Origin of the sequence: Sulfitobacter sp. PS-8MA (assembly GCF_040933935.1) — a bacterium.
Taxonomy (GTDB): Bacteria; Pseudomonadota; Alphaproteobacteria; order Rhodobacterales; family Rhodobacteraceae; genus Sulfitobacter.
Genome location: NZ_JBFQYJ010000006.1, coordinates 974,814 through 993,325 on the forward strand (window position 1 = coordinate 974,814; position 18,512 = coordinate 993,325).

At 63.0% G+C, this 18,512-nt stretch carries 16 protein-coding genes; 8 read left to right on the plus strand and 8 right to left on the minus strand.

The window, feature by feature from the left end; genetic code table 11:
• Window positions 1–27 precede the first annotated feature (27 nt).
• From AB4M76_RS08730 to AB4M76_RS08755, 6 genes are all read left to right on the plus strand, one after another.
• On the plus strand, window positions 28–987 hold the full coding sequence (locus tag AB4M76_RS08730; RefSeq protein ID WP_368441435.1) for an XdhC family protein: 960 nt from the start codon (window positions 28–30) through the stop codon (window positions 985–987).
• Window positions 984–1,985 (plus strand): molybdopterin-binding protein, encoded by a 1,002-nt coding sequence (locus AB4M76_RS08735; protein WP_368441437.1) that lies wholly within the window; start codon window positions 984–986, stop codon window positions 1,983–1,985. The genes AB4M76_RS08730 and AB4M76_RS08735 overlap by 4 nt, the downstream gene beginning before the upstream one ends.
• Before the next feature lie 86 nt (window positions 1,986–2,071).
• Window positions 2,072–2,557 carry a (2Fe-2S)-binding protein gene (locus AB4M76_RS08740; RefSeq protein WP_368441438.1) on the plus strand — a complete coding sequence of 162 codons (486 nt, stop codon included), beginning with the start codon at window positions 2,072–2,074 and terminating at the stop codon, window positions 2,555–2,557.
• A 114-nt stretch (window positions 2,558–2,671) separates the two neighbouring features.
• Window positions 2,672–5,047 carry a xanthine dehydrogenase family protein molybdopterin-binding subunit gene (locus AB4M76_RS08745; RefSeq protein WP_368441439.1) on the plus strand — a complete coding sequence of 792 codons (2,376 nt, stop codon included), beginning with the start codon at window positions 2,672–2,674 and terminating at the stop codon, window positions 5,045–5,047.
• Between the two features lie 128 nt (window positions 5,048–5,175).
• On the plus strand, window positions 5,176–5,964 hold the full coding sequence (locus tag AB4M76_RS08750) for a xanthine dehydrogenase family protein subunit M (protein ID WP_368441440.1): 789 nt from the start codon (window positions 5,176–5,178) through the stop codon (window positions 5,962–5,964).
• 162 nt (window positions 5,965–6,126) lie between these two features.
• Window positions 6,127–8,286, plus strand: a complete 2,160-nt coding sequence (locus AB4M76_RS08755) for an OmpA family protein (protein WP_368441441.1) — start codon at window positions 6,127–6,129, stop codon at window positions 8,284–8,286.
• Between the two features lie 103 nt (window positions 8,287–8,389).
• Here the strand turns inward: AB4M76_RS08755 and infC are convergent, their stop codons facing one another.
• Entirely contained in the window at window positions 8,390–8,938 is a 549-nt protein-coding gene (gene infC / locus AB4M76_RS08760) for a translation initiation factor IF-3 (protein ID WP_368442407.1), read from the minus strand.
• Window positions 8,939–9,136: 198 nt separating this feature from the next.
• Here infC and AB4M76_RS08765 point away from each other — a divergent pair, with 198 nt between their 5' ends.
• On the plus strand, window positions 9,137–9,370 hold the full coding sequence (locus tag AB4M76_RS08765; RefSeq protein ID WP_368441442.1) for a hypothetical protein: 234 nt from the start codon (window positions 9,137–9,139) through the stop codon (window positions 9,368–9,370).
• A 76-nt stretch (window positions 9,371–9,446) separates the two neighbouring features.
• On the opposite strand, the gene purF is transcribed toward AB4M76_RS08765, so the two are convergent.
• The 5 genes from purF to alr form a co-directional block, all read right to left on the minus strand.
• On the minus strand, window positions 9,447–10,931 hold the full coding sequence (gene purF / locus AB4M76_RS08770; protein WP_368442408.1) for an amidophosphoribosyltransferase: 1,485 nt from the start codon (window positions 10,929–10,931) through the stop codon (window positions 9,447–9,449).
• A gap of 303 nt (window positions 10,932–11,234) precedes the next feature.
• A complete protein-coding gene (locus AB4M76_RS08775; protein WP_368441443.1) occupies window positions 11,235–11,789 on the minus strand; it encodes a CvpA family protein in 555 nt (184 codons plus the stop codon).
• Between the two features lie 27 nt (window positions 11,790–11,816).
• Window positions 11,817–13,184: a DNA repair protein RadA gene (radA, locus tag AB4M76_RS08780; protein WP_368441444.1), complete on the minus strand. Its 1,368-nt coding sequence runs from the start codon at window positions 13,182–13,184 to the stop codon at window positions 11,817–11,819.
• A 109-nt stretch (window positions 13,185–13,293) separates the two neighbouring features.
• Window positions 13,294–14,106 carry a DNA repair protein gene (locus tag AB4M76_RS08785; protein WP_368441445.1) on the minus strand — a complete coding sequence of 271 codons (813 nt, stop codon included), beginning with the start codon at window positions 14,104–14,106 and terminating at the stop codon, window positions 13,294–13,296.
• 254 nt (window positions 14,107–14,360) lie between these two features.
• Window positions 14,361–15,404, minus strand: coding sequence for an alanine racemase (alr, locus tag AB4M76_RS08790; RefSeq protein WP_368441446.1), 1,044 nt, complete (start codon window positions 15,402–15,404; stop codon window positions 14,361–14,363).
• Between the two features lie 122 nt (window positions 15,405–15,526).
• Between alr and AB4M76_RS08795 the strand changes: the two genes are divergently transcribed.
• Window positions 15,527–16,252, plus strand: coding sequence for a sterol desaturase family protein (locus AB4M76_RS08795; RefSeq protein WP_368441447.1), 726 nt, complete (start codon window positions 15,527–15,529; stop codon window positions 16,250–16,252).
• 57 nt (window positions 16,253–16,309) lie between these two features.
• On the opposite strand, the gene AB4M76_RS08800 is transcribed toward AB4M76_RS08795, so the two are convergent.
• Window positions 16,310–16,765 (minus strand): DsrE family protein, encoded by a 456-nt coding sequence (locus AB4M76_RS08800; RefSeq protein WP_368441448.1) that lies wholly within the window; start codon window positions 16,763–16,765, stop codon window positions 16,310–16,312.
• A gap of 152 nt (window positions 16,766–16,917) precedes the next feature.
• Window positions 16,918–18,414: a replicative DNA helicase gene (locus tag AB4M76_RS08805; protein WP_368441449.1), complete on the minus strand. Its 1,497-nt coding sequence runs from the start codon at window positions 18,412–18,414 to the stop codon at window positions 16,918–16,920.
• Between the last annotated feature and the right edge of the window lie 98 nt (window positions 18,415–18,512).

An 18,512-nucleotide genomic window follows, 5' to 3' on the forward strand; every position in this document is an offset into this window, starting at 1 on the left:
TCTGGCGGCGACAGGAAAGGAAACAAGATGGACCGCATCCCCGAACAGGCGCTCGCATGGGCCGAGGCCGGGCAGCCCGTGGCGCTGGCCACGGTGGTGGAGACCTGGGGCTCCGCGCCGCGCCGCGCGGGGGCACAGCTGGCCGTGGCGGGGGACGGGACGATGATGGGCTCGGTCTCGGGCGGCTGCGTCGAAGGGGCGGTGGTGATCGAGGCGCTGGAGGCGCTGGAGGACGGCAAGACGCGGCTCTTGGAATATGGCGTGAGCGATGGCGATGCCTTTGCCGTGGGGCTGGCCTGTGGCGGGACGATCAAAGTGTTGGTGGAGCCGGTGCGACCCGAGGCGTTAAGCCTGACCCTGCTGCGCGATCTGGTCGCTGCGCGGGCGGCGCGCGAAGCGGTGGCCTATGAGGTGGCGCTCGACGGGTCCCTGCGGAGCTTGACCCGCGCGGGTCATGCCGAGCGGTTCCGCTGCGACCGCTCTGGCGTGGATGCGGAAACCGGGCGCTTCATCGCCATTCACAACCCGCCGCTGCGTCTGGTGATCGTCGGTGCCGTGCATATCGCGCAGCATCTGGTCCGCATGGCAGGGGAGGCGGGGGTCGATCCTCTGGTCGTCGACCCGCGCGAAGCCTTTGGTGCGCCTGCACGTTTTCCCGATTGCAGGGTGATGAACGATTGGCCCGATGCCGCCCTGCGCGAGATCGGGTTGGATGCGCGCTCGGCGGTGGTGCTGCTGACCCATGACCCGAAACTCGACGATCCGGCGCTGCATGTGGCGCTTGGGTCTGAAGCCTTCTACATCGGCGCGCTTGGCTCCACCCGCACCCAAGCCAGTCGTTTGAAGCGCTTGGAGGAGGCAGGCTTCGACCCGGCACAGGCGGCACGTATCCACGGGCCGGTGGGGCTCAACATCGGTGCGGCCAGCCCGGCAGAGATCGCGGTGTCGATCCTCGCCGAGATGATCCAGACCCTGCGCCAGCCATGAAATTCGGTCCGGTCCCCCTGTGCCACGCCGAAGGCGCGACGCTGGCCCATTCGGTTGCCCTGCCGACGGGGCGGCTGCGCAAGGGCAGGGTGTTGAGCGCCGAGGATATCCACGCCCTGAAGGGGGCCGGGATCACCGAGGTCATCGTCGCGCGGCTCGAACCCGGTGACGTGGATGAAAACAGTGCCGCCGCGTCGCTTGCCGAAACGCTCTGCGGGCCGGGCCTGCGCCTGTCCCATGCCTTTACCGGCCGGGTCAATCTGATCGCTGAAGGGCCGGGTGTCGTCGTGATGGACCGCGCTGCGCTGGAGGCGGTGAACGCGGTGCATCCGATGATCACGCTCGCCACCGTGCCGCCCTTTCAGCAGATGGCGGCGGGGGGCATGGTCGCGACGATCAAGATCATTTCCTACGCGGTGCCAGAAGCGGCACTGAGCGCCGCCTCTGCGGCAGCAGGCCACCACGCGCTGTCTCTGCAAGCGCCGCAGCTGCGCGATGCAACCCTCATCGTGACCGAGGTCAAAGGCGGCGCGGGCGAGAAGGGGCGCGCTGCCATCGAAGGCCGGTTGGACGCGCTCGGCGTCAGCCTATCGCAAGTTGTCAACGTGCCGCATCAGACCGGCCCCCTGACCGAGGCCATCGCCAAAGCCACGAGCGATCTGATCCTGATCCTCACCGCCTCGGCCACGTCAGACCTTGACGACGTCGCCCCCACGGCCCTGCGCCAAGCGGGCGGGGAGGTCGAGCGTTTCGGCATGCCGGTCGACCCCGGCAACCTGCTGTTTCTTGGCCAGCGCAACGCGCGCCCGGTGATCGGCCTGCCGGGCTGCGCCCGCTCGCCGGCGCTCAACGGAGCCGACTGGGTGCTGTCGCGGGTGATCTGCGGCCTCCGGGTGACCAGCCAAGACATCGCCGCGATGGGCGTGGGCGGGCTGCTCAAGGAAATCCTCACACGCCCGCAACCACGCAACCCGCGCAGAGGGGCCGGCGGGCGCTGATCGAAAGCCGCGCAAAAAACCTGTTCTCAACATAGGCCTGTCGTGCTTAACTGCCCTTAACAAGCGTACAAAAGGGGAGGATAAAGATGACACAGGTCAAGATGACCGTGAACGGCAAAGCCGCGTCGGGCGAGGTCGAGGGCCGCACGCTGCTGGTGCAATTTCTGCGCGATGATCTGGAACTGACCGGCACCCATGTGGGCTGCGACACCAGCCAATGCGGCGCCTGTGTGGTGCATGTGAACGGCAATGCGGTCAAAGCCTGCACCATGTTCGCGATCGAGGCCGATGGCGCCGAGGTCGACACCATCGAAGGGCAGGCGGCGCCCGACGGCACGCTCAACACGATCCAGCAGGCGTTTCAGGATCACCACGGGCTGCAATGCGGCTTTTGCACGCCGGGCATGGTGATGTCGGCGGCCGCCCTGCTCAAGGACAATCCGAAACCCAGCGAGGCCGAGGTGCGCCATTACCTTGACGGCAACATCTGCCGCTGCACGGGCTACCACAATATCGTCAAGGCGATCATGGCGGCCAGCGGTCAGGATGTGAGCGCGCTGGCGGCAGAGTAACGCCGAAAACGGTGTCACGCCGAGCAGGCCGGTGAAGGCGGAGGGAGGATCGCCAGACCCGGACGCCGCGTGACGGATCAGGTGCATCGCACCGCCACCAAAGGGGAGGATAATATGCCAAAGGATTTTGAACCGACCAGCGGAATTGGGGCCAGCAGCAAGCGACGGGAAGACGTGCGCTTTCTGACCGGCTCGGGCCGCTATACCGATGACATCAACCTGCGCCGCCAGACCCATGTGTTTTTCCTGCGCTCGGACGTGGCCCATGGGCGGCTCACCGGGGTCGATACCTCAGCCGCCGAAGACATGCCCGGCGTGCTGAAGATTTTCACCGGCGCGGATTTCGCCGAGATCGGCGGGATGCCTTGCGGCTGGCAGGTGACCGACAAACACGGCCAACCGATGCAGGAACCGAAACACCCCGTGCTGGCCCATGAAAAGGTCCGCCATGTGGGCGAGCCGATCGCCGCCGTCGTGGCCGAGACCTTGGCGCAGGCGCGCGACGCCGCGGAGGCGATTGTCGTCGATATCGACGAGTTGCCCGCCGTGGTGAACATGAAGGACGCGGTGAAAGACGATGCGCCCAAGGTGCATGACGATCTGACCAGCAACCTTTGCTATGACTGGGGTTTTGTTGAGGAAAACAAGGAGGCGGTGAACAAGGCTTTTGACGAGGCCGCGCATGTCACCACGTTGGAACTGGTCAACAACCGTCTTGTCGCCAATCCGATGGAGCCGCGCGTCGCCATCGGCGACTATGACCGGGCGGATGGCGAACATACGCTCTACACCACCAGCCAGAACCCGCATGTGATCCGCCTGCTGATGGGCGCCTTCGTGCTGGGCATCCCCGAGCATAAGCTGCGCGTGGTGGCCCCCGATGTCGGCGGCGGTTTCGGCACCAAGATCTTTCACTATCAGGAAGAAGCCTTTTGCACCTACGCTGCCAAGGCAGTGGGGCGTCCGGTGAAATGGACATCGAGCCGCTCGGAAGCCTTCATGTCCGACGCCCATGGCCGCGACCATGTGACCAAGATCGAATTGGCGCTGGATGCGGAGCATAATTTCACCGCCCTGCGCACCGATACCTACGCCAATATGGGGGCCTATCTGTCGACCTTCGCGCCCTCGGTGCCGACTTGGCTGCATGGCACGTTGATGGCGGGGAACTACAAAACGCCGCTGATCTATGTGAACGTTAAGGCGGTCTTTACCAATACCGTGCCAGTAGATGCCTATCGCGGGGCCGGACGGCCCGAGGCGACCTATCAGTTGGAGCGTTTGATCGACAAGGCCGCGCATGAGTTGCAGGTCGACCCGATCAAGCTGCGCCGGCAGAACTTCGTGACCGAGTTTCCCTATGCCACGCCGGTGGCGGTGGAATATGACACCGGCGACTATAACGCCACGATGGACAAGCTAGAGGAAATTGCCGACCACGCGGGTTTTGAAGCGCGGCGCAAGGAAAGCGAGGCCAAGGGCAAGCTGCGCGGCTTTGGGGTGAACTGCTATATCGAGGCCTGCGGCATCGCGCCCTCGAACCTTGTCGGGCAGCTTGGCGCGCGGGCGGGGCTTTACGAGAGCGCCACCGTGCGGGTCAACGCCACCGGCGGGCTGGTGGTGATGACCGGCAGCCACAGCCACGGGCAGGGGCATGAGACCTCATTCGCGCAGGTGGTCGCCGATATGATCGGCATCGACGAGAATATGGTCGAGATCGTCCATGGCGATACGTCCAAAGTGCCGATGGGCATGGGCACCTACGGGTCGCGCTCGCTCGCCGTGGGCGGCAGCGCGATGGTGCGCGCGACGGAAAAGATCATCGCCAAGGCCAAGAAGATCGCGAGCCATCTGCTCGAAGCCTCGGAAGGCGATATCGAGTTGAAGGACGGGGCGTTCAGCGTGGCGGGCACCGACAAATCTGTGGCCTGGGGCGATGTCACGCTCGCCGCCTATGTGCCGCATAACTACCCGCTGGAAGAGATCGAGCCGGGGCTGGAGGAGACCGCCTTTTACGACCCGGCGAATTTTACCTATCCGGCGGGCGCCTATGCCTGCGAGGTGGAGCTTGACCCCGAAACCGGCCATGTCACCGTTGAGCGGTTCACCGCGGCGGATGATTTCGGCAATGTGGTGAACCCGATGATCGTGACCGGACAGGTGCATGGCGGGCTGGCGCAGGGGATCGGGCAGGCGCTGCTGGAAAACTGTGCCTATGATGAGGACGGCCAGCTGCTCAGCGCGTCTTACATGGATTACGCTATGCCCCGCGCCAGTGATCTGCCTTTCTATGACGTGGACCATTCCTGCCAGACGCCCTGCACCCATAACCCCTTGGGGGTAAAGGGCTGCGGCGAGGCGGGGGCCATTGGCTCGCCGCCTGCTGTGGTCAATGCGGTGCTCGACGCGATGCGCTCGGGCGGGAAGGACGTGGGCCATATCGATATGCCGGTCAGTCCGGCGCGGGTCTGGGAAGCGATGAATGGGTGAGGGGGGCGCCTGTTGGCGCGACCGGGGGGTCTGCACCCCCGGTCCCCGCACAGTAATTTCAGCCGGAAAGAGAGGGGCGACGCGCGGATCGCGGCCCCGCGGCAAGGATGAGATGGGAAGGATGAGAGATGTATGATTTTGAGATAGAGCGTCCGGGCAGCGTGGCGGATGCGGTGACCGCTTTGGGACAGGAGGAAGCGCAGGCGTTGAGCGGCGGGCAGACTTTGATCCCGACGCTGAAGGCGCGGCTGGCGATGCCCTCGGTGCTTGTTTCCCTCGCCGGGATCGAGGAGATGAAAGGCGTTGAAATGCGCGATGGGGCGCTCTGGATCGGGGGCGGGACGACCCATGCGACCGTCATGCGCGAGGCCCGGGAGAGATACCCTGCGCTCGCCAGTCTGGCGGCGCGGATCGGGGACCCGGCGGTGCGCAACCGCGGCACGATCGGCGGCTCACTGGCCAATAACGACCCATCTGCCTGCTATCCGGCGGCGGTGCTGGCAAGCGGCGCGACGGTGGAGACCGATCGGCGCGAGATTGCAGCGGATGACTATTTCGAGGGGATGTTCACCACCGCTTTGGAGGAGGGCGAGATCGTGACCGGGGTGCGCTTTCCTGTGCCGCAGGCGGCGCATTATGAGAAATTTATCCAGCCGGCCTCGCGGTTTCCCCTCGTGGCGGCCTTCGTTGCGCGGTTTGACGGTGCGGTTCGGGTGGCGATCACCGGCGCCTCGAACGAGGGGGTGTTCCGCTGGCGCGAGGCCGAGGCGGCGCTTGGCGACAGTTTCACGGCCAGTGCTCTCGACGGTCTGACGCTGGAGGACGGCGATATGATCAGCGATCTTCACGGCAGCGGCGCCTATCGCGCGCATCTTTGCGGGGTGATGACCCGCCGCGCGGTCCAATCGATCGCTTGATAGGCGATAACAGCTGGTTGCACGCAGACCGCGCTCCTTGCTGGAGCGCGGTGTTTTTATGGCGTTTGGCTGTGATATTGGATAGCGGAACCTCCCTGCTCATTATGCGTTAGGAGACAAGCGCTGCCCGAACGGCGTTCCCGTAATGATGAGGACGTAAGAATGAAAACGCTACTTAAATCAACAACTTCCCTTGGGTTGAGCCTTGCGCTCGCCTTTCCGCATGGCGCTTTTGCACAGCAGCAAGACGTGCCTGCATGCGGTCCTGTTGGTGAGGCAAGTGAATTTCCCTGCGCTTTTGAGGATCAGACCGTAGAGTCGGCAGAAGAGCTTCGGATCGCCGCTGAGCTGAGCGCGGATGCAGAAGCCGATGCCGAGGCTGAGACCTCTGACCCCGAAGCGGACGCTGAAGAAGGCGCGAACGACTTGGTCGATGAGGCGGCTGACGCGGCAGAGGACGCGACGGGTGCTGTGACAGATACGGTCGATGAGGCGACGGATGAAGCTGCTGAGGCGGCGGAAGAAGCCGGTGATGCCGCCGAGGACGCCGGGCAGGCGGTAGAGGAAGCTGCTGAGGCGGAGGCTGATGCAGAGGCCGCTGCTGCAGCTGAGGGCGAAGATGCAGTCACTGCCGATGTGGAAGCCGATACCGAGGCCACTGTTTCGACCGAGGCCGAGGAGGCTGCGACTGCCGATGCGGAAGCTGAAACTGAGGCCACTGCTGCGACCGAGGGCGAAGATGCGACCGCTGCCGAAGTAGACGTTGCGACAGAAGCCGATGCTTCGATGGAGACCGACGATGCAGCCGCTGATGTAGAAGCCGATGCTCAAGCCGAAGATGCCGGAACTGCTGAGGCGGAAGCCACTGCCGAGGCGGATGCAGAGGCCCGCACGGATGCACCTGACGAGACCGTTGAGGAAGTCGAAACCAGCGGTGAGAACACGGCCGATGAGCCGGTGACCACAGATGGGTCAGCAAGCGACGCCGCGGATCAGACCGACGCGGCTGCTGCCACCGGTGAGGCGCAGAATGACGCCGAGATGTCTCAGGACGAAGAGGCGACTCCGCTGAATGAGACCGGCACCGAAACAGACGCGGAAACCGCTGCCGAGGCCGAGGCTGCGCCTGTGGAGAACACGGCCACCGTGGCGGACGGCGAAGCCGATGCGGAAGCCGAAGCGGCTTTGACAGATGAACAGCGCAGAGCCCGTGAAGAGCGTCGTGAACAACGCCGCGAAGAGCGCCGCGCCCAGCGTCGGGCCGAGCGTGAAGCCGCCGCCGCCGCCGCTGCTGCTGCCGCGCAGGACAGCAGTGCTGACGCTGAAGTGGTGACAGAAGAGGTGACCGAAGAGGACGTGCGCAGTTCGAGCGAGGACTTTGACACCAAGGTCACCGCCGCCAGCGATGCCGCGCCTGAGGCGCAGGACAGCGACAGCGGCCTGTCGGACTTTGAAAAAGCCCTGCTCTTGGGTCTGGGTGCCGTCGCCGTGGGCTCCGTGCTGAACAACGGTGAGAAGATCGTGAGCCGTTCGGGCGACCGCGTGGTCGTGCAGGATCCGGATGGCGAGCTGCGGGTGTTGAAAGACGACAACGCGCTGATCCGCCGCCCTGGCGATCAGGTGCAAACGCAGACCTTCGACGACGGCTCCACCCGTACGATCGTGACCAAGGCCGACGGCAGCCGGATTGAGACCATCCGCGCCCGCGACGGCTCGGTCCTGCGTCGGACGAACTTTGATGCGCAAGGCCGCGAATATGTCCTGGTGGATGACCTCGTGGAAGAGCGGGAGGTGAATGTTTCGGAACTGCCGCGGGTTCAGGAAAACCAGCGCACCGTGACCGCCAGCACGCAGGACGAAGAGGCGCTGCGCCGGGCTTTGCAGGCGCAGCAACTGGCTGACCAAGGCCGGACCTTCTCGCTGCGTCAGGTGCGTGAAATCCCTGAGGTGCGCTCGCTTGCGCCGCAGCTGGAGCTTGATGCCGTCCGCTTCCCAACCGGATCGGCTGCCATCCAGCCCGCCCAAGCAAAAGCGTTGGCCAATATTGGCGTCACATTGCGCGATATGATCCAGAAAGACCCGCGCACGGTTATTCTGGTTGAAGGGCATACGGATGCCGTGGGCGATGCGAGCTATAACCTCGCGCTCTCGGACCGCCGGGCAGAGACGGTCGCCTTGGCCCTGACCGAGTATTTCGACGTGCCGCCAGAGAACCTTGTCACCCAAGGCTATGGTGAAAGCCAGCTGCGCGTGCCGACAAATGGCCCCGAGCCGGCAAACCGCCGGGCCGTGGTGCGCAACATCACCGGGCTGCTTCGGTAAGCAACCGGCATCTATGAAAGTAAAACGCCCCCGGAAATTTCCGGGGGCGTTCTTATGTGTGGCGAGCTGTCAGCCGCGCTGACCAGCCCAGTTCCACGCACAATTATTTCTGGGGCAGGGGCCCGATAACCATAACCATCTGGCGGCCTTCCATCTTGGGGAAGTTCTCAACCCGACCGATTTCTTTGGTGTCTTCCGCCACCCGCTCCAGCAGCTCACGACCAAGGTTCTGGTGGGCCATCTCGCGGCCCCGGAAACGCAGGGTAACCTTCACCTTGTCGCCGCCATCAAGAAACTTGAAGACGTTGCGCATTTTCACATCGTAATCGGCCTTGTCCGTATTCGGGCGGAACTTGACCTCTTTGATCTCGATGATCTTCTGCTTCTTGCGAGCTTCGCTCTCACGCTTTTGCTGTTCATATTTGAACTTGCCAAAATCCATGATCTTACAGACCGGCGGATTGGCATTCGGCGAGATTTCGACCAAGTCGAGCCCGGCTTCTTCGGCCATTTCCATGGCGCGCGACGGGGTCACAACGCCGACGTTCTCACCGTCCGCACCGATCAGGCGGATTTCGTTAGAGCGGATCTTGTCGTTGACGCGCGGGCCGGTGTCGCGTTGCGGCGGCGCGTTATGAGGTCTGCGAGCGATGGTGATGGTCCTTTAATTGTTACCTATTCCGAGTTTGCAAGGTAAACCCGGGCGCATGGTTCTTCAAGCCGCAAAATCACGCTCTCGGTGGGGTTTGCGCGGTTTTACCCTTGCCGTTCGGCGTTTGTGGCGTAATTGACGAAGCAACAGTCACGCGGGTAATCTTGCGCCGCGTGGCCATGTGAATAGGGGAATAACATGAAGAATTTGGTCTGGTTGCTTGTCGCCGCGGTGATCGCGCTTGGCGGCTATATGCTTTTCACCGGCAAGGGACCGCAGGAAGTGGCCACAGAGGCGTCCGACGCGATCAATGCGCCAGCGGTCGTCGATGAGGTGACAGAGGCCGCAGAGCAGGCCGGTGAGGCGGTGTCCGACGTGGTTGATGAGGCCACCCAGAGTGCCAATGACGCGGCGCAGGAAGTGTCCGAATAAGGGCGGGGGATTTTTCAGCGCCGTCAAAGCAAAAGGCCGCGTCGAGGGACGCGGCCTTTTGTTATCTGAGCTGCGCTTACTCGGCAGCGGGTTTCATCTGAAACCCTTCTTTGATCTGATCGGCGGGCGTGACCGGATATTCGCCAGAGAAACAGGCGTCACAATATTGCGGGCAGTCGGCCTTGCGGCCTTCCGTCTCGCCCACGGCGCGGTAGAGACCATCCAGCGTGATGAACTTCAGGCTGTCGACCTGCAGATGCGCGCGCATTTCCTCTTCCGACATGGTGGCCGCCAATAGTTTCTCGCGCTGCGGCGTGTCGACGCCGTAAAAGCAGGGCCAAGCCGTGGGCGGGGAGGCGATGCGGAAATGCACCTCGGCGGCGCCGGCATCCAGGATCATCTCCTTGATCTTGCGCGAGGTCGTGCCGCGCACCACCGAGTCGTCCACTAGGATCACGCGTTTGCCCTTGATCAACGCCCGGTTGACGTTGAGCTTGAGCCGCACGCCCATATTGCGGATCTGCTCGGTGGGCTCGATGAAAGTCCGGCCCATATATTGGTTGCGGATAATGCCCAGAGCATAGGGGATGCCGGATTCCAGACTGTAGCCGATCGCCGCGGGGGTGCCGCTGTCGGGGACGGGGCAAACCAGATCGGCCTCGACCGGGCTTTCCTTGGCCAGTTCCCGGCCGATGTTCTCGCGGGTTTCATAGACCGAGCGGCCGCCCAGGATACTGTCGGGGCGGCTGAAATAGACATGTTCAAAGATGCAGAAGCGCGAAGCGACACGGCGGAAGGGGAAGTGGCTTTCGACGCCTTTTTCCGTGATCACCACCATCTCGCCGGGCTCGATCTCGCGGACGAACTCCGCCCCGATGATATCGAGCGCGCAGGTTTCTGAACTCAGCGCCCAGCCATCCCCGACACGGCCCAGCACCAGCGGGCGGACGCCCAGCGGGTCCCGCACACCGATCAGTTTGGTGCGGGTCATGGCCACGACAGAAAAGGCCCCTTCGACCCGACGCAGCGCGTCTTCCATCCGCTCGGGGATGTTGCGCTGCAAGGAACGGGCCATCAGATGGATGATACATTCGCTGTCCGACGACGACTGGAAGATCGAGCCATGCTCGATCAACTCGCGGCGCAGGGCATTGGCATTGGTGATATTGCCGTTGTGCGCAATCGCGGCGCCCCCCATGGCAAATTCGCCAAAGAAGGGCTGCACGTCGCGGATCGCGGTCGGGCCTCGGTCACCGGAGGTGGAATAGCGCACATGGCCGATGGCGACTTCGCCGGGCAGGGTTTCCATCACATCCTGCGAGGTGAAATTGTCCCGCACATAGCCAAAGCGACGGGCGGACTGAAAACCGGCAGTGGGATCATAGCTTACGATTCCACCGGCTTCTTGCCCCCGGTGTTGGAGCGCGTGCAGCCCGAGGGCTACGAAATGAGCAGCATCGGCAAGGCCGACGACACCGAAAACGCCGCATTCCTCCTTTAGTTTGTCCCCATCATCGCTGTCGCGAAGATAGGATGTGTCGAAAGGATGTGCGGGTGGCATGATTTTGGACAACGGGGCGACTCCGGTTCCGTGTGAGATCGCTGCCTATGTAGGGGCTTCGCACGCTCCTGTCACCCCGGATGTGACGCTGGGTCGCGTTCGGGCTGAATACTGCGGGCGGCCCATGGGGCTGAACCGCCGTTTGCTCGCGCCGGCGCGCCGCCTCGCGCAGGGTGAAACATGGGCTACGGCGGGCGGCTTTGCTCAGGAAACCGGGGGGGTTCTGGTCTATAGAACGACGGAGGCGCCCGGAAACCCCGGACGCCTGATTAAATGCAGAATGTTAAGGACTGATGAACGCGCTCAGGCGCTGCATTTCCCGACCAGCGCTTCATAGCGGTTGGTGATCCAGCCAAGCGCCTCTTGCGGGTCCTGGTCGTCGATCTGGCCGGTGAACTGCGAGAAGACAGCGGCGGAACGGCTGTTGTCAACGGTCGCCGCACGCTCGCCCGTAATCACAGTGTCATAGACGAAGAAGGCGATCGCCACGAGCACCACGCCGCGCACCACGCCGAAGATAAAGCCCAAGCCCTGATCGACACCGCCCAGCATCGAACGATGCACCAGCGAGGAGAAGAGCGGCGTGAAAAGCGACACGATGATCAAGGCCGCGGCAAAGACCAGCGCGAAGGCGCCAATCACCGACAATTCGCAGCTATCGGCCAGGAACTCACCCACATAGGGCAGTTCCCGCACCAAAGGCTCAACCTGTGGGGCGAAAAGAAAGGCGAGCACAGCCGCCGCGATCCAGCCCACGATGGCCATCAACTCGCGCACCAGCCCGCGGCCATAGGCCAGCAGCGCCGAAAGCACGATGACCACCGCCACTATCCCGTCAACAATGGTAAAACCGTCCATGCGCGTCTTGCCCTTTTATGGGGGAGGTCAGCCCGCCCCGAAAATTTCTCCAACAAAACCGGTCAGATCGCTCATGGTATTCAGCGCAATTCCGGTCGCACCCACGGCTTTGCCGCCACGCGGTGCAATAGCGCTCGTAAAACCAAGTTTCTGTGCCTCTTTCAACCTGTTTTCGGTCTGACTGGCAGGACGCAGCGCACCGGAAAGGCTGATTTCCCCGAAAACCACGGTTTCGGCGGGCAGGGCGGCATCTTCGCGGGCGGACAGAATGGCGGCGGCCACCGCCAGATCGGCCGCCGGTTCGGAAATCTTCATGCCGCCGGCCACGTTGAGATAGACATCAAGCCCGGCGAAAGGGATGCCGCAGCGGGCCTCTAGCACCGCCAGAATCATCGCCAGCCGCCCTGAATCCCAGCCCACCACGGTGCGGCGGGCCTGCGAATGCGGGGAAGGAGCCACCAGCGCTTGCAGTTCAACCAGCACGGGCCGGGTGCCTTCGATGCCGGCAAAGACCACCGAGCCGGGCGAGGGCTGGCCGCGTTCCGAGAGGAACAGCGCCGAGGGGTTGATCACTTCGGCCAGACCGCCGCCGGTCATCTCGAAAACGCCAATCTCATCCGCCGGGCCAAAGCGGTTCTTGACCGCGCGCAGGATGCGGAACTGATGGCCGCGCTCGCCTTCGAAATAGAGCACCGTGTCGACCATATGCTCAACCACCCGCGGCCCGGCGATCTGGCCTTCTTTGGTGACATGGCCGACGAGGATCACCGCCACACCGCGCCGTTTGGCGAAACTGGTCAACTCATGGGCCGCCGCGCGGACCTGGCTGACCGAACCGGGGGCGCTTTCGACATTGTCGGCCCACATGGTCTGGATCGAGTCTATAATGGCCAGTTGCGGGCGTTCGGCTTCGAGCGTGGTCAGAATGTCGCGCAGGTTGGTTTCCGCCGCAAGTTTCACCGGCGCTTCGGACAGCCCGAGCCGCTGCGCGCGCATCCGCACCTGTGCGCTGGCTTCTTCGCCGCTGACATAGATGGTTTTCAGGCCGGACTGCGCGAAATGTGCCGCGGCCTGCAACAGCAGTGTCGATTTCCCGATGCCCGGATCGCCGCCCACCAGAATGGCCGACGAGGGCACCAGCCCGCCGCCCAGAACGCGGTCTAGCTCGGCGATGCCGGAATGCGCACGGGGGGGCGGGGTTTCCTGGGTTGCGAGATCGGTCAGTTCAACGGCAGAGCCCCGCCGCGCGCCCAGGGATTTGCTTGGCGGGCCGGATGAGATGCCCTTGTCTTCGACAATGGAATTCCAAGCGCCGCAGGCGTCACAGCGCCCGGACCATTTGGAATGTTTTGCACCACACTCGGTGCAGGAGAAACTGGAGGAGGATTTTGCCATTGGTCCTTGTCGCGCAGGGCCGGGGCGTCGTCAAAGAGAAAACGCCCGGCCGTCGACGCTTTGGTTCCAGGGGGTGGAACGCCGACGGGCCGGACTGAAGCCGCGCGGATTATTCGGCGGCTTTCGGGGGCAGATCGATCACGATATTATCAAGCGTGGTCGGATCGGCCTTGAAGGGCGCTGCCGCCGGGGCTTGCTCCTCTGCAGGAACGACACGCTCAAGACCCAGTTCTGGCATGATCTCTTGCATCTCATCCCGCAGCCGCTCTAGCTGGGCCACAGCAACGCTTTCTTCCAGTTCGACTTCATGCAGCCACTGTTTCATCTCGGTCGAGATCGCCTTGGCCTGGTCGAGACGGCCGTTGAACAGTTCCACCTCTTCCTGACGCTGCTTCAGAAAGCTGCGGGCGCGGGCGATTTTGTCATCCGAATAGACTTCCGCCAGATCCCGGGCGACATGGCTCATCTGAGCGGCCATCTCAAGCACCGCGGGCTCAAGCGTGCTCAGATCCGGGTGGTCACGCAGATAGGCAAGACGTTCGCGCACCGAGTCGAACTCGGAACTGAGTTGGAAATTCTCGGCCCGGTCCGCCGCATGAACGGTGGCATAGGCCCGCGCCACATCCTGCATCCCGACCGCAAACTGGCGGTGCGAATTTTCCAACTGCATGACGCGGCGGTTGGTGGGCAGGAAAAAGCAAAGCCCAATCGCCAGAGCGGTCAGCGCAAGCTGGGCGTACATGCCCGCGTTCTCAACCGGCGCGCCGCCATATTCAAGCGGCAGGCTGATCCAATTCCACAGACCAAAGGCCGCCATCAGGCTCGCGAAGCCCAAGGCGAGCGCCGATAAGAGAAATAAGGCCAGTGCAAGTCGCTGAAAAAGATATTGTACGATATAGGTAAAATCACGAAGCTGGGTCATTCATTCTCCCCCCTGGAGGATAAGCGAGTTTCTGCCGAGAAAACCCCCTTTGACTCGCTTTGTTCCCAGCTATCCTAACACAAATGCGCGAAAATTCGCTGCCTAAAATGGGGTCGGCTGCGTAAGTGCCCGAAGTAAAAAGACTTTCTTTCGCTTAACACTCTGTCGTGATCGGTAAGTATTCGCGCAATACTGGCAACGGCGGGGTTGAACCGCCGCAGCTTATCTGCCTATGCGCGAAAAGGCGGCGGTGTTTACCCCAAATAGTACCGGGCATAGCGGGCGCTGAGCGATGTCAGAATCTCATAACCGATGGTCTCGGCCCAATCGGCCAGATCATCGACACCTTGCGCCTCGCCGATCAGCCGCAGGCTCTCCGGCACCTCGCCGAGGGCGGTGACATCGACGGTGATAAGATCCATCGACACCCGCCCCAAGATCGGCAGATGTTCGCCCTCATGCTCGAAACCCGCGCGGCCCGGCGCCTTGCCCATCGCCCGCAGCAGCCCGTCGGCATAGCCGCCGGAAACGGTGGCCACCACAGTCGGCGCCTTGGCAGTCCAACTGTCGCCATAGCCAACGGATTCGCCGGGCGTCAGCTCGCGGGTCTGGATCACCGGAATGTCCAGCGTGACCACCGGGCGCGCATCGACAAATGGCCGCCCGCCATAAAGACCTATGCCGGGGCGTGTCACATCGAAATGATAATCCGGGCCCAAGAGAATCCCCCCGGTGGCCGAAAGCGAGCGCGGCGCGTCGATGCCCTGGGTCATGTCCTGAAAACACTGCAACTGGGCGGCATTGGTCGGGTGATCCGGCTCATCCGAACAGGCGAGATGCGACATCACAAGCCGGGGCCGCTGCGCCAGGGCGATATCGCGCAGCGCCGCCCATTCGGCAGGCTCCATCCCCAGCCGGTTCATGCCGCTGTCCAACTGAATGCCAAAGGGATGGCCGGGCAGGGCTTCCATGTGGCGCAGGAGTTGATCGGTGGAGTTGATCATGGGGGTCAGTTCCGCCCCCCGGATCACCTCGGCATCGCCCGCCATATGGCCTGCGAACACGTTGATCTCCGGGCCGGGGCCAAGCGCCTCGCGCAGGGCCAGCCCCTCTTTCGCCAGGGCGACGAAGAATTTCCGCGCCCCGGCTTTGGCCAGCGTCTTGCCGACCTGAGCCGCGCCCAGCCCGTAGCCGTCAGCCTTTACCACAGCGCCGGTGACGCATTGGGTTTTTCGATCTAGCGCGCGCCAGTTGTCGGCGAGGGCGGTGAGGTCAATTGTCAGGGTCGCGGTGCTCATGGCGAGGGGTTTGGGCGGCCCGCTCCAGAAGGTCAAGAGGCGCCGGTCAACGTCACGTCAAGCGCGACAGGAGCGTCCCAGTTTTGATACAGTTCAAGAACCTAGCCGGGAGGGGCCTTGGGGTGACGCGGATCAAGATCATGTTTGGCCATGCCGGGGTGGCGCTGATGGCGCTGGCCTGTGGGGCGGGGGCTGCGGCGATGCTCTGGCAGGCGCCGGGCTGGACCTGGGCGCTGGTGCCGCTGGGGATACTGGCGCAGATGCTGAACGAATATAACCTGCACCGCTATGTCTTTCACCTGCGCCCGCCGCAGCGGCAATGGGCTTTTGACCTACTCTACCGCGCGCATTACGGGCATCATGATTTCCCCACCAACCACGGGCTCTTCTTTGTCCCGGTCTGGGTGGCGCTGCCGATGCTCTTGGGGAATTTCCTGCTGGTCTGGGGGCTTATGGCGCTTCTGGGGGCAGAGGCCGCGCTTTGGATCGCCACGGCCATCGTGCCGGTTGGCGGGGTGCTGACCTTTCTCAGCTACGAATGGTTTCATATGACAGCCCATCTGAGCCTGCCCAAAACCGCGCTGGAGCGCCATGTGACGCGGCTGCACAACCAGCATCATTTTCGCGATTTCAACAAGTGGTTCCACGTCAGCCCCGGCGGGCAGATCATTGACCGGGCAATGGGGACCGATATCGACACGGAAGCACTGAAACAGCAGCAGCGCATCGCCTTTATCCGCACCTTGGGTCTTCAGCCCGACGACCCGCGGCTGCTGGCTGCCCGGCGCAAGTTCGCGACGAAATACGGGCTGAGTGCCGCCGAAATCGCCCGTGCGGCGCGGAGCTGACGCGGCATATGCCAAAACGCCAGCCGATCGCCCGGGGACAGCCCCGGGCGCTGCGGGTCAGGGTTTGATATAGGTATAGCCCATCTGCTGCAGCCGCGAGAGTTCGGCCACGCCGGAGGGAACGATGTCTTCCTCCCAGACGTCATAAAGGTCGTCTTCGTAGCTGATCTTGCGGCCCTTCAGCGTGTTGTTGCAGACTTGGAAGCTCACGTTCTGCCCCTTCAGGGATGACACGGAGGTCTGCATCTTGTCGTCACCCTTGGCATCCGCCAGCAGGCTCAGGCCATTGCCGTGCAGCACGACTTTGACGTCGATATTCTCGGCGCCCACGGCGTTGATATGGTTTTGGATATTGCGCATGGCGCCAAGGTGTTTCTTGGACCCGTCGCCGCCTTCATAGTTGATATGATAGACCACCTTCTGCTTGCCATAGCGCTCTGTCTCTTCGGCCTGAACGGCAAAGGCGAGGCTGCTGGCCAGCAATAGGCAAATCGCGCGGATGATATTGATCATTTGGTTCCTCCCAAGTTGGTTGCAGACGCGGGCGCGATGCGCCCGGCTGGCCTTGTCAGAGTATCAAGGCGGAGGCGCGATCCAAGCGTTTTATTCACAGATGCGAATTTATGCGTGGATCGCGAGACCCGAGAGGGCAGGCCGGGGGAGGATCAGAACTCCTGTTCGTCGCCACCCTGCTGCCAGGGCTGCACGAGGTTGCCAAAGCGGGTGAATTTACCTTCAAAGCTGAGGTCCACCGTGCCGATCGGGCCGTGACGCTGCTTGCCGATCACCACCTCGGCGCGGCCGTGCAGCCGTTCCATCTCTTCCTGCCAGGCGGCCATTTTATCAAGCTCGTGGTCGCCGGGTTTCTCGCGTTCCTTATAATATTCCTCGCGGTACACGAACATCACCACATCGGCGTCCTGTTCGATCGAGCCCGATTCACGCAGGTCCGACAGCTGCGGACGCTTATCCTCGCGGCTTTCCACCTGACGCGAGAGCTGCGACAGGGCGATCACCGGAATGTCGAGTTCCTTGGCAATGGCTTTGAGGCCCATGGTGATCTCGGAGATTTCGTTGACCCGGTTTTCAGATTTCCCGGTGCCGCGGACCAACTGCAAGTAGTCGATGATCAACACATCAAGCCCATGGGTCCGCTTCAAGCGGCGCGCCCGGGCGGCCAATTGGCTGATCGGCAGGGCCGGGGTGTCGTCGATAAAGAGCGGGCAGGCTTCCAGCGCCTTGGCGGCATCGACGAAGCGGCGGAACTCGGCCTCGGTCATGTCACCGGAACGGATCTGCTGGCTGGGGATTTCGGCGGCTTCCGACAGGATCCGCGCGGCAAGCTGTTCGGCGCTCATCTCAAGGCTGTAGAAACCCACCACGCCGCCATCAATCGCGCCTTCGGTGCCGTCGGGCTTGACCCCGCGCTTATAGGCTTTGGCCACGTTGAAGGCGATGTTGGTCGCGAGCGAGGTTTTCCCCATCGAGGGGCGTCCGGCGAGGATCAGAAGGTCAGAGCGGTGCAACCCGCCCAGTTTCTTGTCCATGTCGATCAGCCCGGTGGAGACACCGGAGAGCCCCCCATCCCGCTGGTAGGCGGCATTGGCCACATTGACCGCATCGGTGACGGCTTTCAAAAAGCTCTGAAACCCGCTTTCGACTTGGCCCTGCTCGGCCAGCTTGTAAAGCTCCTGCTCGGCCTCGACGATCTGCTCGCGCGGCTCGGAGGCAACATCGACCTGCGCGGCCTTGGAGGCAATATCGCGCCCCAGTTGGATCAGATCGCGGCGCACGGCGAGGTCATAGATCATCTGCGCATAGTCGCGCACCGCAAAGGCGCTGATCGCGGCGCCCGCAAGACGGGCGAGATAGGCCGGGCCGCCGAGTTCCTTCAGCCCCTCGTCGTCTTCCATGAAGGCTTTGAGCGTGACCGGCGAGGCGAGGTTGTTCTTGGCAATCCGCTGGGCGGCAATGTCGAAAATACGCGCGTGGACCGGCTCGTAGAAATGCTTCGGACCAATCACCGAAGCGACGCGGTCATAGACGTCATTGTTGGTCAGGATCGCGCCCAGCAACTGCTGTTCGGCCTCGATCGAATGCGGCATCGTCTCGGGTGCCTGCACAGCCAATTGGTTCGCGTTCAGCGATGTAATCTCGTTCATGACCTCACCCATTTCTACCCAGATGGCCGTCATAGCCAGTGGGGCAAAGCGGCGCAAATTGTATCTTTCTGTGGATATGTGATGACACGGTTGCGCCC

What these genes read in the sequence shown, in the direction of transcription:
- AB4M76_RS08805 (WP_368441449.1), bottom strand. Translation starts at nt 18,414, where the DNA reads ATGAACGAGATTACATCGCTGAACGCGAACCAATTGGCTGTGCAGGCA.
- AB4M76_RS08800 (WP_368441448.1), bottom strand. Translation starts at nt 16,765, where the DNA reads ATGATCAATATCATCCGCGCGATTTGCCTATTGCTGGCCAGCAGCCTC.
- AB4M76_RS08785 (WP_368441445.1), bottom strand. Translation starts at nt 14,106, where the DNA reads ATGACCCAGCTTCGTGATTTTACCTATATCGTACAATATCTTTTTCAG.
- radA (WP_368441444.1), bottom strand. Translation starts at nt 13,184, where the DNA reads ATGGCAAAATCCTCCTCCAGTTTCTCCTGCACCGAGTGTGGTGCAAAA.
- AB4M76_RS08755 (WP_368441441.1), top strand. Translation starts at nt 6,127, where the DNA reads ATGAAAACGCTACTTAAATCAACAACTTCCCTTGGGTTGAGCCTTGCG.
- AB4M76_RS08740 (WP_368441438.1), top strand. Translation starts at nt 2,072, where the DNA reads ATGACACAGGTCAAGATGACCGTGAACGGCAAAGCCGCGTCGGGCGAG.
- AB4M76_RS08775 (WP_368441443.1), bottom strand. Translation starts at nt 11,789, where the DNA reads ATGGACGGTTTTACCATTGTTGACGGGATAGTGGCGGTGGTCATCGTG.
- purF (WP_368442408.1), bottom strand. Translation starts at nt 10,931, where the DNA reads ATGCCACCCGCACATCCTTTCGACACATCCTATCTTCGCGACAGCGAT.
- AB4M76_RS08765 (WP_368441442.1), top strand. Translation starts at nt 9,137, where the DNA reads ATGAAGAATTTGGTCTGGTTGCTTGTCGCCGCGGTGATCGCGCTTGGC.
- AB4M76_RS08730 (WP_368441435.1), top strand. Translation starts at nt 28, where the DNA reads ATGGACCGCATCCCCGAACAGGCGCTCGCATGGGCCGAGGCCGGGCAG.
- AB4M76_RS08735 (WP_368441437.1), top strand. Translation starts at nt 984, where the DNA reads ATGAAATTCGGTCCGGTCCCCCTGTGCCACGCCGAAGGCGCGACGCTG.
- AB4M76_RS08745 (WP_368441439.1), top strand. Translation starts at nt 2,672, where the DNA reads ATGCCAAAGGATTTTGAACCGACCAGCGGAATTGGGGCCAGCAGCAAG.
- AB4M76_RS08750 (WP_368441440.1), top strand. Translation starts at nt 5,176, where the DNA reads ATGTATGATTTTGAGATAGAGCGTCCGGGCAGCGTGGCGGATGCGGTG.
- alr (WP_368441446.1), bottom strand. Translation starts at nt 15,404, where the DNA reads ATGAGCACCGCGACCCTGACAATTGACCTCACCGCCCTCGCCGACAAC.